Below are 15498 nucleotides of genomic sequence, written 5' to 3' on the forward strand. Positions count from 1 at the left end.
ACTATCCCCTGCTGCCCCCTTTTCTTTTCCCTTGACCTTTCCCTGAATATCTCTCAATTTATTCGGCTCGAACGTTCTTTGGACGCCCGTCTACCAATCTTTTACACAATCATCCCGCCTTTCCCGCCAGGTTGCGGGACAAGATTTTCATATTCGAGGTACCCCCATGGCATCAGACATTTCCATCAAAGAATTGACCAAGGAGGTGGACAGACGCCGGACCTTCGGGATCATCAGCCATCCCGACGCCGGAAAGACCACCCTGACCGAAAAACTCCTCCTCTATGGAGGGGCCATCAAGATGGCCGGGACCATCAAATCACGCAAGGCCAATCGCTACGCAACCTCCGACTGGATGGCCATGGAACAGGAACGTGGCATCTCCGTGACCACCTCGGTGATGAAGTTCAATTATCGCGATTACGAGATCAATCTTCTGGATACCCCGGGCCATCAGGATTTTTCCGAAGATACCTACAGGGTGCTTACGGCGGTGGACTCCGCCCTCATGGTCATTGACAGCGCCAAAGGGGTCGAGGTGCAGACCCGCAAACTCATGGACGTCTGCCGCATGCGCGACACCCCGATCATGACCTTTGTGAACAAACTCGACCGGGATGGACTGGAACCCCTGGACATCCTCGAAGACATCGAAAAGACCCTGAAGATCGAATGTGCCCCTCTATCCTGGCCCATCGGCATGGGCAAAGGTTTCCGAGGAACATACAATATCCACAAAAAACAGCTCCATCTTTTTTCCGCCACCCATGGGGGTAAAATCCAGGAGGGCATCGTGATCACCGACCTCGATGACCCCAAGCTGGACGAAATACTGGGCGCGTATGCCGATGAATTGCGCATGGACCTTGAGCTCGTCGAGGGTGCCGGATTTCCCTTTGACCGGGAACGCTACCTCAAGGGACTCCAGACACCGGTCTTCTTTGGCAGCGCGATCAACAACTTCGGCGTTCAGGAGCTTCTGGACACCTTTGTGGAACTGGCTCCAGCCCCCCAGCCTCGACAGACAACAACCCGGGAAGTCTCACCGTATGAACCGGAATTTTCCGGCGTGGCCTTCAAAATCCAGGCAAATATGGATCCGGCCCACAGGGACCGGCTGGCCTTCATGCGCATCTGCTCGGGCAAATTCACCCGGGGGATGAAGGTTCGCCACCACCGCCTGGGCAAGGAGATCCAGATCTCCAACGCGACCATCTTCATGGCCCAGGACCGAACCGGTGTGGAAGAGGCCTGGCCCGGAGACATCATCGGCGTACACAACCATGGGACCATCCGTATCGGCGACACCTTCACCGACAAGGAAGTTCTCAAGTTCACCGGCATCCCCAATTTCGCGCCCGAACACTTCAGGCGGGTCATTCTGAAAAATCCCCTCAAATCCAAACAGCTGAACAAGGGGCTCACCCAGCTCTCCGAAGAGGGGGCCGTGCAGCTCTTCAGGCCCATGAGCAACAACGACTATATTCTCGGAGCCGTTGGCGTCCTTCAGTTCGACGTGATCATCGCTCGCTTGAAAGACGAATACGGTGTCGAGGCCATTTACGAACCGGTCCAAACGGAAACTGCCCGATGGGTCACCTGCGACCAGCAAAAAATTCTTGATCAATTCGGCCGGGAGTTCCAGGCCAACATGGCCCTGGATGCGGAAGGCGCCCTGACCTACCTTGCCCCGAGCAAATGGCGGCTGGACTACACCATGGAACAGTGGCCGGACATTGTCTTCCATACCACCCGGGAAAAAATATAAAAGAATTTGTGTAACTATTCAGGTCAAAATTTAGCAGGAGCAACAGGCTGGAATATATCGTTAGATTTGAGTGCCAGCCCGTAAATTTCAGAGATTTAAGGATTTCAGAAATTTTAGAAATTGAGGATCTGGACGCTAACCGCTTGTAATTTCTTAAATCTCTTAAATTTCTTAAATTCGTAATTCTGATTCTTGAGAAATGCACCTGAATAGTTACGAATTTGTGATCCTTTTGGAAGTGCCGGGCACTGCCAGCCCGGGAACCATTCAGCCCAACAGCCCACAAAAAAACGCCATCGAATAAAAAACATTCGATGGCGTTTTTTTGTTTGAGGGATGGACCGAATCAATCCCTTCAATCGTCTGCGACTGATCAAACCGACATGATCATTGCTGCATGGTCTGGATGATTTCGTTCAATTCATTGGCATATCGCGACAGCTCGGCTGTTGCCCGAGAAGTCTCTTCCATGGCGCTGGATGTTTTTGTGGCAATGACATTCACTTCCTCGGCAGACTGGGCGATCTGTTCCGAGGCAGCGGACTGCTCCTCGGCAGCCGTGGCTATGCTCTGAATCTGGGCTGCACTTTTTTCAATGTACTGGACAATGCTCCGAATCCTGTTTCTGACCTCTCTGGCCCGCTGAACATCGGCCTTGATATTCTCTACCACCGCTGACGAAGATTCCAGGTTCTCGTCCACTCCGGTTAAAATCGTCGCGATAATGGGTCCAACCTTTTTGACCGAATCCATGGTCTTTTCCGCCAATTTGCGCACCTCGTCGGCCACCACGGCGAATCCGCGCCCGGCGTCACCGGCGCGTGCCGCCTCGATGGCCGCATTCAGGGCAAGTAGGTTGGTCTGGTCCGCGATATCATTGATGAATTCGATCACACTCCGGATATCTCCGGCATTGTCCCCCAAAACCTTCAAGGAACGATTCAGGGCCAGAACAGATTTTTGTACCTTGGCAGTGGAAACGACCACCTGGTCCACCTCCTCGGCGCCCTCCAGTGTTTCCTTCTTGGCTGTTTCCGCGACCTCGGCCGCTCCGGAGGCATTCCTGGCCACCTCGATGACCGTGGCGTTCATTTCTTCCAGGGCAGTGACCATCTCACCAATGCGCTGCCCCTGGGTCTGTGCCCCTCCAGTGATTTCATCCCCACGGGAACTCAGTTCATCAGCAGCTTCGGCAAGATGTTCGGCAATATCGACAGCCTCTTCCGCACTTATCTGTAGTCGCTTGTTCTGTTCGGTTATCAAGCGTCCCTGTTCCGTGACCTTGGTCATATCGAACCAGGTTCCCAAAACCCCAACCATCTCCCCGTTAAGATTTCGTAGTGGACTGCCTGTCAGCTGAAGATGAACGGACTCTTTCTGCTCTGTTTCAAGAGACAGAAGCGTCGTCTTGACCTCCCCGCTCTCCATGACATCCTGACACAGCCCCCCTGTATGGTGGCCTCCAGGTATGCACGCAGCCAGATCCTGCCCCAGATAATCCGCAGCATCACCCTGTTTTCCGAACAAGGCGAGCAGCTCCGGATTGACGAACTGTATCCGACAGTCCGTACCAATAACCAGGGACGGAACATGCAACCCTTCCAAAACGCTTTGGGCAACCCCCAGCTTTTCCTTGAGATTATCGGTCATCCCGGTGATATCTTTGGCCAGCGTCTTGAATTCGTTTTTAAAGCTGCCCTCGAGTTCAGCCTCGAAATTGCCGGATGCTATCTTTTGAACAAATGTTCCGATACGATCCAGAGGGCGAGAAACACAACGGCAATAAAAGACGTACAGCAGTACGAGGATGACGCCGGCTAAAAGGCCTCCGAAAATGAGCAGGGAGATCCCCATCGTCTGTGTCCATGAGGCAACAGCGTCAGCTGATAAGGGTGTTTGGGAACCATCCATGACGGCTTGTGAATATTCCATGCCAAGGAGGTGCGTCGTGACACCCGCAAGCACAACCAAAGCCAGAACGAGGATGGATACACAGCCGGTGCAGACCAGCAGAAACCAGGTCCGCGTATTTTGGATTTTCATGATCACCTCTTGGGATTACTTGAGAGAAACCAATAGAGCGTAGCAAAAATCTTTACCATGATATTTGGCAATTTTTCTACTCTGTTTGTACCACAAGAGCAACAGACAACTCCAAAAAAAAGGCGAAAAAACGGATCATATTCCGCCTTTTCGCCGTGTGTCAGATGAACGAGCTAAGGTTTACAAACGCTGAGCAACCTCGGCCCGATCTGCAAAAACCTTTTTGGCCTCTTCGTAAAAAAGACCGCTTTCTCCATTCTCCGAGGTCCCCACTGTATGCCAGGTGCCCCCATGATGTTCAAACACGCAAATGCAATGACCGAAATCAATAGCGGCCCTTTTTTCATCTGCAAACAAAACTTCCTTGAATGTCAATGGCTTAATCATTTCCTGCAAGCTAGCATCCATACCCGTAACCTTCCCTTTTATGCATTATTGGATTAGCAGATGGTGTATTTGTAAAAACATTTCAGGACAGAGTCAATCGCCTTGTCCCAAAAACCCGAACGGGAAGCTTTGATCAATATGCGTCACATCCCTCAATGCCTATCTATGCGACCAACCCTGATTGCGTTTTATCTTCTCGTCTTTCTTTGTTCGGCATGTTCCAGGGGCCCTTCCGACGGGATCATCCGGGATCTGCAGACCATTCCCCAGGACGTGTCATGCATGGCATCCGACCACCATGCCCCCATGCCCGACCCAAAAAAATGTGTTGTGGATCAGTCCACAGTCTCCCGGCAATATCTGGAACACTTCTTCGCTCCCTGGCATCTGAACGCGACCACTCTCTACCCTGCTGAAAAACTCCTCCGGTTCACCACCGGCTTTATCGGCAAAGACCTGGTCGGAGAAAACCTGCTCCCCTGGCCGGCCGACCGCCTGGATCACCTCATTGCCCGGTGCGATCTGGACGGATTTCCCAATCAGGATGATCGGGCAATAACCATCAGAAACAGCCATGTCCGAGCCCTGCCGACCAACCGCCCGGGTTTCTATCCCTTTGACCGTCCCGGCGAAGGCTATCCCTTCGACTACATGCAATATTCGATCATCTGGGCGGGCACGCCCGTGCATATCTGCCACCTTTCCGGGGACAGGGCATGGGCCCTGATCGAGGCCGGATTCGTCTATGGATGGGTTCCCATGAACGACCTGGCCCGGGTGGAGGAAACCTTTGTCGCCAGGTTCGAATCCGATCGTTTTGCAGTGCCCCTGCGAGACGATCTTCCTGTTGTGGATACCCAGGGAGTCTTCAGATTCCTGACCCATATCGGTGCTCTCTATCCTGTCGAGACAAGCGATCGGGAGGAACCTCGTCTGCTCATCCCGGTTGCGGACGCATCCCGACGGGCTGTCCTGGTCACGGCCAACATGGAAGGATTGAACATGACATCCTTTCCTCTGCCCATGACCCGGATCCATCATATCTTTGTGGCCCAGGGATTCATGGAACAGCCCTACGGTTGGGGAGGCATGTACGCCAACCGAGATTGCTCGGCCATGACACGCGATTTCATGACCCCTTTCGGTATCTGGCTGAATCGGAACTCATCCCAACAGGCCGAACAGGGAAAACGGATTGAACTTGCAGGGTTGTCCCCCAGGGACAAGGAAAAAACCATCCTGGAACAGGGTATTCCGTTCAGAACCCTCTTCTGGATGCCGGGCCACGTCACTCTGTATGTGGGAGAATATCAGGGACAACCCGTCATCCTGCACAATACCTGGGGACTGAAGACCAAAACCCTGACCGGCAAGGAGGGGCGGCATATCATCGGCAGAACCGTGCTCACGTCATTGTATCCCGGAGCCGAGTTGTCCGATCTGGACAGGCCCGGGGGGCTGTTGATCAACAAAATCAGCGGGATGAGCATCTTGCCCTGATCCTGTCGTCTTCACCAAACCTTTGAGAGAGAATCATGCAATTGACGGTACTCGTAGACAACAACACCCTCATCGACCGCTATCTTCTGGGCGAACCCGGCATATCCCTGTTCATCGAGGACCAGGAAACCAGGGTGCTCTTCGATCTCGGCTACAGCAATGCGTTCATGACCAACGCCCACAAACTGGGAATCAACCTCATGGATCTTGAATGGGTCGCCCTCTCCCATGGGCACCTGGACCACACCTGGGGGCTGGACCCGCTGATCCGGGGAATGACCGAGACCATGATCGAGGGACAGCCTGTCCGCCGCCCGACCCTGATAGCGCATCCAGAGGTTTTCGCCACCAAGACCGACCTCGGACTTCCCGAAATCGGTTCACTCATTTCAAAAAACAAACTCAAGCGACACATGGACATTCGATTGACCCGCGATCCCGTGTGGCTCACGAACCGTCTCGTCTATCTGGGAGAAATTCCCCGTATTTTTCCTTTTGAGCAATCCGGGCTCGGAAAAGTGGAACACGATGGCATCATGATACCCGATGCGCTTGCAGACGATTCTTCCCTGGCCTATGTGGGAGACAAGGGGCTGGTGATCATCACCGGCTGTGCCCATGCCGGGATCTGCAATACTGTCGAATACGCGAAAAAAGTCTGCAAGACCAAACAGATCCAGGATATTATCGGCGGATTTCATCTCCAATCCCCGTCTCCATCCCGCATGGAACAGACCACGGGCTATCTGGCGGCCCAAAACATTCAATCGCTTCATCCCTGCCACTGCACGGATCTTGGAAGTAAAATCGCCCTGGCGGCCGCCCTTCCCGTACAGGAAGTCGGATCGGGCCTGCACCTGAACTATGAGGATTGATGCCATGACCCCGCAAGAAATCACCCTTGCATCAAAAATTCTCGACATTGTTGCCACATACCGCACGACCGAACCTGTTTTCCGCAGCTATGACCAGCAGGCCGGGGAATGCGTTCTCTGTAACGCCTTGTTTGAAACCCTGGAAACAATGGCTGTAAAGTATGATCTTGACCCAAACATTCTTCTCCAGCGGGTTCGACAGGCCGCAACATCCCCTGAACCATCGGAGCACCCATCATGACCGAAAACACCTTCAAAAAAGTGGAAAAGACGAACAACCGGCTCTATGGCCCCCGAAAAATCCTTGTCCACGGCCTGGCCTATCCCAAGCGGCAACTCCTGCGTGATGCCCTGGAACATTCCGATGTCTTCACGGATCTGCCCATGATCTGCCCCGAGGAGTCAGATGAATCGCTCACGCTCGAGGAACTCTTTACCAGGGACGGGCAAGCTGTTTTGACAACCGACTCATCCCTTGCCACCCCTTTTGTAATCATGGCCGGACTGCTTGAGCATGAGCTGCATTCCTTCATGCAATTCTACAAGACCCTTCCCCTGCCCCGACCTGTCTGGGCGACCTTGACCCCGACTTCCGCAACCTGGTCCCTGAAAGACCTCCTGAAGGAGCTCACCATGGAGCATCAGACCTTGCAAAACAGGTCGACCTCGTAGATAACCAAGCTCTTTTATACCTTTTTAGGTCTGCAGCTGCCTGTTTAAACGGGCCGATCACACGTGGCAACACGAGCCCCTGCAAACCATGAAAGGATTTCCCCCACGATGATTTTTGTGCAAGGGTCAATGAGAAAAGGGCATCCATGACAATTCCTCCTTTGACAGCCATGCCCCTGCTACGAAGCCCGAGGCCGTTCTTCTCTTGGAAAACCGCCACGGCCTGGTTCATCGATCTTGCCAAATTTCTGGGGATTCTGGCCCTTTTGGCCTGGCTCATTGTCCATGGCTCGATGAATCTCGGATACAACTGGCAATGGTATCAGGTTCCCAGATACATTTTTACCTGGCAGGATTCCGGTTGTGTCCCCGGGCCACTGCTTGACGGGCTGGCCATTACCCTGAAGATCATCGGATGCAGTCTGGTCCTCGCCTTCAGCATCGCCCTGACCACGGCCATGATGCGGCTTTCCCCTTCCTTCATGGCCCGGAGTACGGCCAGGGTCTATCTCGAATTCATCCGAAACACCCCGCTGCTCATCCAGATCTTTTTTCTTTATTTCGTCATCTCACCGATCATCGGACTGGACAGGTTCGCCATCGCGGTCCTGGCGCTCAGTCTCTTCGAAGGGGCATACGCCTCGGAAATCTTCAGGGCCGGGATCCGTTCCATTCCCAAGGGGCAGTGGGAGGCCGGATACAGTCTGGGCTTGTCCACGTTTGATCTCTACCAGCTGATCATCCTGCCTCAGGCCTTGCGCAGAATCATCCCCCCATTGACCAGCCAGGGCATTTCCCTGATCAAAGATTCCGCCCTGGTCAGCACCATTGCTGTCTATGATCTGACCATGCAGGGCCAGGCGATCATTGCGGAGTCCTTTCTGACCTTTGAAATCTGGTTCACCGTGGCAGCAATCTATCTGCTCCTGACCGGATTTCTCTCCGTTCTGGTCCTCCTGTTGGAAAAATGGGCATGGTGAATTTATGGTCAGCGGGTTGCTCTCCCGCGTCGATGTCTTCTCTAAATCAATCGGTATTGTGCCCCGCGCACATCTTCAACACACCATCTCCAAGGAGGACCAGGCATGTGCACGCGATTAACAAAGTTTTCACTTTTCTTATGCGGTATGATTTTTTTGACCACAGCCAATCTGGCCATGGCCCAACCCCTTACAGAGCAGCTGCGTGATGCAGGTTCCCTGGAAAAAATCGTCAGAAGCGGTAAATTGCGAATCGGTTTTGCCACCTTTGTCCCATGGGCCATGAATGATAAGACCGGCACCTTCATTGGTTATGAAATAGACGTAGCCACGCGGCTTGCTCAGGACATGGGGGTCACTCCCGAATTCATACCCACCAAATGGTCGGGGATCATCCCGGCCCTTTTGACCGGAAAATTCGACATCATCATCGGCGGGATGGGCATCACACCCAGGCGCAATCTCAAGGTCAATTTCACCATCCCGTACGAATACTCGGGCATGTCCATGGTGGCCAACAAAAAACTCGCCCGGGGATTCGACTCGCTGGAAGATTTCAACACCCCTTCGGTGACCCTCTCTGCCCGGACCGGAGCCACCCCCGTCCAGGCGGCCAAACGATTCATGCCCAAAGCGACCTTGCGACTCTTCGACGATGAGGCCCAGGCCCTGCAGGAAGTGCTCATCGGCAAGGCCCATGCCATGGTCGCTTCGGCCCCCTTCCCAGCGCATCAGACCCTCCGGCATGCCGACAAACTCTTTCTCCCCCTGGACAAATCCACATTTACCAAGGAACCCATTGGCTTTGCTATCAAAAAAGGCGACCCTGATTTCTTGAACTTCCTGAACAACTGGATCATCGTCACCTCATCCGAGGGTTGGCTGGAGGCCAGGTACGATTATTGGTTCAATACCCTCGAGTGGGAAAAGCAGCTCAAATAGGGCAGATATCTCCTCAACATCCATAAAAAAGCCTGCGGTGTTCTTTCCCGCAGGCGTCCTTTTCTCATGCATCGACCACCTTCGCCGCGCAAGCTGACCTTTCTCGACCTGATCATCCTGCTCATCCTTCTGGGCGGGGCAGGATGGCTGTTCCATCAGGCCCGAATCAACCTCGACTATACCTGGGAGTGGTCAATCATTCCCCAGTATCTTTTCAGGTATGATGCGGACCAGGAACGTTGGGTATCCAACATCCTCATCCAGGGGCTGATGACCACCATACGATTGAGCATCTGGTCGACCATCCTGGCAACGCTTATCGGCGTGTGCATGGGATTTATGCGCATCAGCACACGCAGGGTCAGACGATGGCTCGGTGGAGCCTATGTTTCCCTGAGCCGAAATCTCCCCCCCCTGGTCCTGGTATTCATCTTCTATTTTTTCATCGGCGAACAGATCATGCCCCTTCTGGGCATTGAAAATTGTGTGGACCACTGTCCACCCGTGACCAAAACCGTTCTGGAATGGCTTTTCGGCCCCACAACGCAGCTTGCCTCATTCCTCACAGCCGTGATCACACTCGGTATGTATGAAGGAGCCTATATCACGGAAATCGTTCGCAGCGGTATCATTTCCGTGGAATCAGGACAATGGGAGGCGGCGAACGCCCTGGGATTCAACTGGTGGGGATCAATGCGTTTCATCATCCTGCCCCAGGCCGTACGCATGGTCCTTCCCCCGCTGGCCGGACAATTCATCTCAACCATCAAGGATTCAGCCATTGTCTCGGTCATTTCCATCCAGGAACTGACCTTCCAGGGCATGGAACTCATGGCCGCTACCTATCTCACCTTCGAAATCTGGATTACCATCACCCTGATGTACTTCACTCTCACCTTTGGCTGTTCCCTGCTGGCCAGAAGACTTGAACTCGCCCTGCGAAGGCGCGAGCAGGGGTGAACATATCCGCTTTGTTATCGACGGATGAATCTCGATAGCAAATGGCATATCGATGACCGCAACAACCAGTCACTCCAACTCGTTCGGAATCAATCCCGAGTAAGAATTTTCATGTCAAAACCGCAGCGGCCGCAGCGTTCGCATCCTGAAGCCGGACAGGGAGGGGTCTGCACCCCCTGGTGAAATCGAAGCCACTCCTTCCACAGATACGCCTTGTCCACTCCGATATCCAGACGGTCCCAGGGGAAGATCTCGTCTTCATCGCGGGTCCGATCCGCATACCAGGAGAAATCGCCTTTCCAGCGCGACAAACCCTGTTCCCAGCTTCCTGTTTCCTCGACCCGGCAGAGCAGCTCGAACAACCGCTCATCCCCCTTGGAGAGCAGTCCCTGAATCCTGGCCTGATGGGGATTTTCGCCGGAGAAACGCATTCCTCGCTTGGACTTGATAATCGTCTTGAGCCGCTTCATCTTGGATTTGAGTCCGGCCTCGCTGTCCATGGGGGCCCATTGCAAAGGGGTCCACGGCTTGGGGACCAGACAGCTGGCACTGACCTGTATCAGCCCGATGCCCTTGGACTTCTTACCCTGGCCGGCCGCTCTGGCCTCCTGGACTCGGTCCAGGAACCCGTCCAGCTCATCGAAATCTTCATCTGTTTCCCCGGGCCACCCGACGATCAAATAGAGCTTCAGGGTGTTGAACTGCAGCTCGCTGGCCAGGGTCACCGCCTCAAGCAAAGCATTTTCGTCCAGATTCTTGTTCATGGCCCTTCGCAGCCTTTTGCTGGCCCCTTCCAATGCAAAGGTCAGGCTCCTGGTTCCGGTCTTACGCAAAAAGGTCAGAAATTCATGGGTTGCCCCATCGGCCCGGAGAGAACCCAGGGAAAACTTGATCTTTTTTTCGTGGAGCCACTTCAAAAACGGGAACAGATCCGGCCAGTCGGTCAGGGCAGTGCCCACCAGGCCTACTTTAAAGGGAGAGGCCGTACGTACAATGGCCTCGAGATCCTCGATCCGTGACTGCCGGGGAGGACGATATATGTTTCCAGCGGCACAGAACCGGCACCCATAGGGACATCCCCGATTGATCTCCAAAAGAAGCATGTCCCTGAATTCCGATTGGGAACTCACAAAGCAGGAGGCCGCAGGAGCAGGCAGATGACGATCAGAATCTTGGACAAAAACCCGGCGCACGACGCGGGTATTTGCCTGTCCATGGGCCAGAATTCCCGGACTGAGGGAGAGATCGGCAAGGGCCTGTTGCCTTGAACTACCGGCAAACCAATATTTTTTTATGGTCTGGGCCAGATCGAAAAATCCGTGTTCGGCCTCGCCCACAAAAAGAAGATCCAGGGCGGGAAAAATGGGGAAGGGGTTGAGAAAGGCAATGGGTCCGCCGGCCATGACCAGGGGCCAATCGTGTCGGTCGGCGGAACGAAGGGGGATATGTGCCCGTTTGAGCAGAGAGAGGGTGGTGACGAAATCACCCTCGAAATTAAGACTGAAACAGATCAACGGAAAGGAAGCAAGGTCTCTGCCGGAGTCCGCTGAAACGGGAGGAGAATTGCCGTCGTCGGCATAGAACCGCTCGACGACAAAATCAGTGGACCCGGCAAGAAGCCGATACACCACCTGCCACCCCAGGGTGGACAGGGCGAATTTTTCCTTTTCCGGAAAGACCAGGGCCACGGGCAGCCGCCCGCCCCAATCCTTGATCCGGGGAGGGGTCGATCCCCAGAACAGGAAGTCGTTTTCAGGTCCTTCCATACTCTGGCCACCGGACATAGTCATGCTCACGGAATTTTTGCAGGGACGACAGAACGTCTGATCCTGCCGAGAGACTCCCTTCAAAGGTTCAATCCGCCTGCATTCGGATGAATGCGGGAATTTCCGACTCTTCTTCGTCAAAGATGAAATCTTCTCCGCCGGGAGCCGGTCCAGACTGAACCGTGCTGTTCGGACGGGAGGTCTGCTTGGCGGCCTCGAAAGAAGCCGGCCCCTGAAGGCCTTTTTTCTTCATCCGGATATAGGCCGGGATATTCAGATCATCCTGATCGATATCGCTCGCCTTGGTTCGCAAAACCTCCGCAGTTTCCTGCCGATTATGCCGGGGCGGAATCTTGGTTACATTGGACCCGCCGGTCTCTTTGCCTGTCTGGCTGTTTTCCTCTTCAATCCCCGTGGCAATGACCGTGATCCGCATCTCGTCACCGATATTCTGATCGAATACCGTTCCAAAATAGATATTGGCATCGTCAGAGGCCACCTCATGGATCAGACTGGCAGCCTCACTGGCCTCGTCGATGGTCAGGTCAGGTCCGCAGGTGATGTTCATGAGAACTCCCCGGGCACCATCAATGGAAACATCCTCGAGCAGAGGGCTGGTAATGGCCTTCATGGCCGCTTCCCTGGCCCGGCCTTCTCCGGAGGCGATACCCGTACCCATCATGGCCAGACCCATCTCGGACATGACCGCCTTGACGTCGGCGAAGTCCAGATTGATCAGCCCCGGCACCATGATCAGATCGGAAATACCCTTGACCGCATAGAAAAGGACCTCATCGGCCTTGACCAGCATGTCCAGGAAGGTGGCCTTTTTGGAAGCCAGGGTCAGGAGACGGTCGTTGGGGATAGTGATGATACTGTCCACAACCTCACGTAACTCTTTGATCCCCTTCTCGGCCTGCATCTTGCGACGCTTCCCCTCGAATTGAAAGGGCTTGGTAACAACGGCCACGGTCAATGCACCGATCTCTTTGGCTGCCTGGGCAATGATCGGAGCAGCCCCGGTTCCGGTGCCGCCGCCCATGCCGGCCGTGACAAAAACCATGTCGCATTCGCCCAGGGTCTCCTTGATCTGACCGATACTTTCCAGAGCGGCCTCCCGGCCGACCTCGGGATTGGCACCCGCCCCAAGACCCTTGGTCAATTTTTCACCGAGTTGCAACTTGAACTCGGCCTTGGAATGCTTCAATGCCTGAATGTCCGTGTTGGCCGTGATGAAAGTGACCCCTTTCATGGCCGAAGAAATCATGTTGTTGACCGCATTTCCGCCGCCGCCACCAACGCCGACAACGCGTATTTTGGCGTTGTCTTCGGATTCAAGATCCAAAAATTCCATGTCTTTTCCTCCCTAGTTTCAGGATGTTCCGTCTATTTCCTGAGGACCGCGTCCTTGACCGGCCCTTCCTTGTATCTTTCACAACACGCTGTATGCGCGTTCAGTCACTGCTTGCGTTATGAAATATCCACAAACCATTTTTTCATGGACGTCAGAATTCGGTTGAACATGTTCTTGTCCCTGATTCTGATTCCGCGTCTCATGCCCGCCTTTTCGGCTCCGTAGTGCAGCAACCCCACGGCCGTGGCATACATGGAACTCTTGACCACATCGGTCAGCCCGCCGACCCCCTTGGGAAATCCCACCCGGACAGGGACGTTGAAGACCTGTTCAGCCAGATCCTGGGCCCCCTGGATCAGCGCACCGCCGCCTGTCAGAACCACTCCGGCTCCGATGAGTTTTTTGTATCCCGAGCGAACCAGTTCCTGGTCGACCAGGGCGAAAATCTCTTCCATCCGGGGTTCACAGATTTCGGCAAGAACATGCCGGGAGAGACGTCTGGGATCCCTTCCGCCCACGCTGGGAACGTCGATCACCTCATCCCCGGCCACCAGATCGCTCAAGGCACATCCGTACTTGACCTTGATCCGTTCAGCCGCCTGCATGGGGGTACGCAATCCAAAGGCAATATCGTTGGTCAGATTGGCGCCTCCAAGGGCGAGCACAGCGGTGTGCTTGATGGCATCATTGCTGAAAATGGCCAGATCCGTGGTGCCCCCGCCCAGATCCACCAGGGCGACCCCTATTTCACGTTCCTCGTCTGTGAGAATGGATTTGGCCGAGGCCAGGGATTCCAAAACGATATCCTCCACATCGAGCCCCGAACGATGGCAGGATCGAACAATATTCTGGGCACTGGTGACCGCACCGGTGACGATATGCACCTTGACCTCGAGTCGGACGCCAGCCATGCCCAGGGGCGCCGAAATTCCCCGCTGATCGTCGACAATATACTCCTGGGGCAGGATATGGATGACCTCACGGTCCAGGGGAATGGCCACAGCCTTGGCTGCATCCAGAACCCGCTCAACGTCCCGGGCTGTCACTTCACCGCCTTTGACAGCAATGACCCCGTGGCTGTTGAATCCGGCGATATGGCTGCCGGCAATTCCCGCGTACACGGATCGGATTTCGCACCCGGCCATGAGTTCGGCCTCTTCCAGAGCCTTTTTGATGGATTGCACGGTCTGCTCGATGTTCACGACCACGCCTTTGCGAAGTCCGGTGGAAGGACTCGTGCCGATTCCCACCACATCCACCCCGTCAGGGGTTACCTCTCCGACCACGGCGCAAATCTTCGTGGTTCCGATATCCAATCCTACAACAAGTTCCGATTTGGCCATCATGACATCCTTGGTTGAAAATCTTCTACCCTTGGCCCCCACCATCCACACCACGAGAATTCATTCATTGACTGTTGGTCAGGCATCTTCGGATCCGATCATCGTCTAACCGACCGTGACCCACACCTTGCCGGCAACGGCCTGAAAACTTTTCACCTTCTGGAGTTCCCTGCGTTCTCCGAGATCGCCCCAAGCCAGAGCCAATCGTCTGCAATTCGTCTCCAGTTTATTCACTCCGATACGGATGCTCATTCGGGGCTGGTTGAGCAGCAACTCCAGACTTCCATCATCTTTGAGCCACATGCTGTCTATGGCCGCGAACCCAAAAGGGAGACTGTTGGCATCCATAAGTTCAACGATCCTTGAAAGGGCATCTCGGTGAGCATCTTCTTCCCCCGATCCTCCGAGAACGGGAAGGGAAATGAAATGAGCCGGTTCGACCCTGTCGATCTCCTCTCCCCGCCGGTCCGCATACCAGAGATGATTCTTCCTGGTGACCCAAAAACAAGCCTGCCTTTCGCGCACGAGAATTTCCAGCCGGTCGGGCAAAACTCTGCGTACAGAAGCTTTCTCAATCCAGGGATCCTTCAGCAGTTGCTGCTGGATCTCGCTGATGCTCAAGTCAAAAATGTTCTTCCCCAATTCTATCCCGCCGAGCTTCACAAGGGTGGCATCTTCCCGGTGGGAATTCCCGCTGACGATCACTTCATCCAATGCGAAAAAAGATTGCTCAGTCACATAACGGTACGCATAGAGAAGACCGACACTGACGATGCCTATAAAAACCATGCCTATGCCCATCCGGAACCAGAAGGCCACCCAGGAGAGCATCCGCCTTGCCAGGGACAGTCCGGGATTCGACCTGTAGGCGTTGGAACGTCGGACGGCAGTCTTCTTTCTCATAACCC

The 15498-nt window shown here is 54.4% G+C and carries 13 protein-coding genes; 8 read left to right on the plus strand and 5 right to left on the minus strand.

Going from position 1 to position 15498, the window contains the following annotated elements:
• Positions 1 to 166 precede the first annotated feature (166 nt).
• Complete coding sequence (locus ACTVJH_RS04405) at positions 167 to 1768, plus strand: peptide chain release factor 3 (RefSeq protein WP_455987859.1); 1602 nt, start codon at positions 167 to 169, stop codon at positions 1766 to 1768.
• Between the two features lie 387 nt (positions 1769 to 2155).
• Here the strand turns inward: ACTVJH_RS04405 and ACTVJH_RS04410 are convergent, their stop codons facing one another.
• Positions 2156 to 3811 (minus strand): methyl-accepting chemotaxis protein, encoded by a 1656-nt coding sequence (locus tag ACTVJH_RS04410; protein ID WP_455987861.1) that lies wholly within the window; start codon positions 3809 to 3811, stop codon positions 2156 to 2158.
• 552 nt (positions 3812 to 4363) lie between these two features.
• Between ACTVJH_RS04410 and ACTVJH_RS04415 the strand changes: the two genes are divergently transcribed.
• From ACTVJH_RS04415 to ACTVJH_RS04445, 7 genes are all read left to right on the plus strand, one after another.
• Positions 4364 to 5698, plus strand: a complete 1335-nt coding sequence (locus ACTVJH_RS04415; protein WP_455987863.1) for an SH3 domain-containing protein — start codon at positions 4364 to 4366, stop codon at positions 5696 to 5698.
• A 35-nt stretch (positions 5699 to 5733) separates the two neighbouring features.
• Positions 5734 to 6573 (plus strand): MBL fold metallo-hydrolase, encoded by an 840-nt coding sequence (locus ACTVJH_RS04420; RefSeq protein WP_455987865.1) that lies wholly within the window; start codon positions 5734 to 5736, stop codon positions 6571 to 6573.
• A gap of 4 nt (positions 6574 to 6577) precedes the next feature.
• Positions 6578 to 6814, plus strand: coding sequence for a hypothetical protein (locus ACTVJH_RS04425; protein ID WP_455987867.1), 237 nt, complete (start codon positions 6578 to 6580; stop codon positions 6812 to 6814).
• On the plus strand, positions 6811 to 7245 hold the full coding sequence (locus tag ACTVJH_RS04430; RefSeq protein ID WP_455987869.1) for a DUF3783 domain-containing protein: 435 nt from the start codon (positions 6811 to 6813) through the stop codon (positions 7243 to 7245). Before ACTVJH_RS04425 ends, ACTVJH_RS04430 begins: the two co-directional genes overlap by 4 nt.
• A 146-nt stretch (positions 7246 to 7391) precedes the next feature.
• On the plus strand, positions 7392 to 8225 hold the full coding sequence (locus ACTVJH_RS04435; protein ID WP_455987871.1) for an amino acid ABC transporter permease: 834 nt from the start codon (positions 7392 to 7394) through the stop codon (positions 8223 to 8225).
• Positions 8226 to 8372: 147 nt separating this feature from the next.
• Positions 8373 to 9167, plus strand: coding sequence for a transporter substrate-binding domain-containing protein (locus ACTVJH_RS04440; protein ID WP_455987913.1), 795 nt, complete (start codon positions 8373 to 8375; stop codon positions 9165 to 9167).
• A gap of 66 nt (positions 9168 to 9233) precedes the next feature.
• On the plus strand, positions 9234 to 10127 hold the full coding sequence (locus tag ACTVJH_RS04445) for an amino acid ABC transporter permease (RefSeq protein ID WP_455987873.1): 894 nt from the start codon (positions 9234 to 9236) through the stop codon (positions 10125 to 10127).
• A gap of 89 nt (positions 10128 to 10216) precedes the next feature.
• Here the strand turns inward: ACTVJH_RS04445 and ACTVJH_RS04450 are convergent, their stop codons facing one another.
• From ACTVJH_RS04450 to ACTVJH_RS04465, 4 genes are all read right to left on the minus strand, one after another.
• Entirely contained in the window at positions 10217 to 11893 is a 1677-nt protein-coding gene (locus ACTVJH_RS04450; protein WP_455987875.1) for a radical SAM protein, read from the minus strand.
• 88 nt (positions 11894 to 11981) lie between these two features.
• On the minus strand, positions 11982 to 13247 hold the full coding sequence (gene ftsZ / locus ACTVJH_RS04455) for a cell division protein FtsZ (protein WP_455987877.1): 1266 nt from the start codon (positions 13245 to 13247) through the stop codon (positions 11982 to 11984).
• 116 nt (positions 13248 to 13363) lie between these two features.
• On the minus strand, positions 13364 to 14590 hold the full coding sequence (gene ftsA / locus ACTVJH_RS04460; protein WP_455987915.1) for a cell division protein FtsA: 1227 nt from the start codon (positions 14588 to 14590) through the stop codon (positions 13364 to 13366).
• Positions 14591 to 14695: 105 nt separating this feature from the next.
• Complete coding sequence (locus ACTVJH_RS04465; RefSeq protein ID WP_455987879.1) at positions 14696 to 15493, minus strand: cell division protein FtsQ/DivIB; 798 nt, start codon at positions 15491 to 15493, stop codon at positions 14696 to 14698.
• Positions 15494 to 15498: the final 5 nt, after the last annotated feature.

This window comes from Desulfoplanes sp. PS50, from assembly GCF_053851535.1.

Bases quoted from the DNA above. Each gene is read 5' to 3' on its own strand.
- ACTVJH_RS04405 (WP_455987859.1), top strand. From the start codon at position 167: ATGGCATCAGACATTTCCATCAAAGAATTGACCAAGGAGGTGGACAGA.
- ACTVJH_RS04410 (WP_455987861.1), bottom strand. From the start codon at position 3,811: ATGAAAATCCAAAATACGCGGACCTGGTTTCTGCTGGTCTGCACCGGC.
- ACTVJH_RS04415 (WP_455987863.1), top strand. From the start codon at position 4,364: ATGCGACCAACCCTGATTGCGTTTTATCTTCTCGTCTTTCTTTGTTCG.
- ACTVJH_RS04420 (WP_455987865.1), top strand. From the start codon at position 5,734: ATGCAATTGACGGTACTCGTAGACAACAACACCCTCATCGACCGCTAT.
- ACTVJH_RS04425 (WP_455987867.1), top strand. From the start codon at position 6,578: ATGACCCCGCAAGAAATCACCCTTGCATCAAAAATTCTCGACATTGTT.
- ACTVJH_RS04430 (WP_455987869.1), top strand. From the start codon at position 6,811: ATGACCGAAAACACCTTCAAAAAAGTGGAAAAGACGAACAACCGGCTC.
- ACTVJH_RS04435 (WP_455987871.1), top strand. From the start codon at position 7,392: ATGACAATTCCTCCTTTGACAGCCATGCCCCTGCTACGAAGCCCGAGG.
- ACTVJH_RS04440 (WP_455987913.1), top strand. From the start codon at position 8,373: ATGATTTTTTTGACCACAGCCAATCTGGCCATGGCCCAACCCCTTACA.
- ACTVJH_RS04445 (WP_455987873.1), top strand. From the start codon at position 9,234: ATGCATCGACCACCTTCGCCGCGCAAGCTGACCTTTCTCGACCTGATC.
- ACTVJH_RS04450 (WP_455987875.1), bottom strand. From the start codon at position 11,893: ATGGAAGGACCTGAAAACGACTTCCTGTTCTGGGGATCGACCCCTCCC.
- ftsZ (WP_455987877.1), bottom strand. From the start codon at position 13,247: ATGGAATTTTTGGATCTTGAATCCGAAGACAACGCCAAAATACGCGTT.
- ftsA (WP_455987915.1), bottom strand. From the start codon at position 14,590: ATGGCCAAATCGGAACTTGTTGTAGGATTGGATATCGGAACCACGAAG.
- ACTVJH_RS04465 (WP_455987879.1), bottom strand. From the start codon at position 15,493: ATGAGAAAGAAGACTGCCGTCCGACGTTCCAACGCCTACAGGTCGAAT.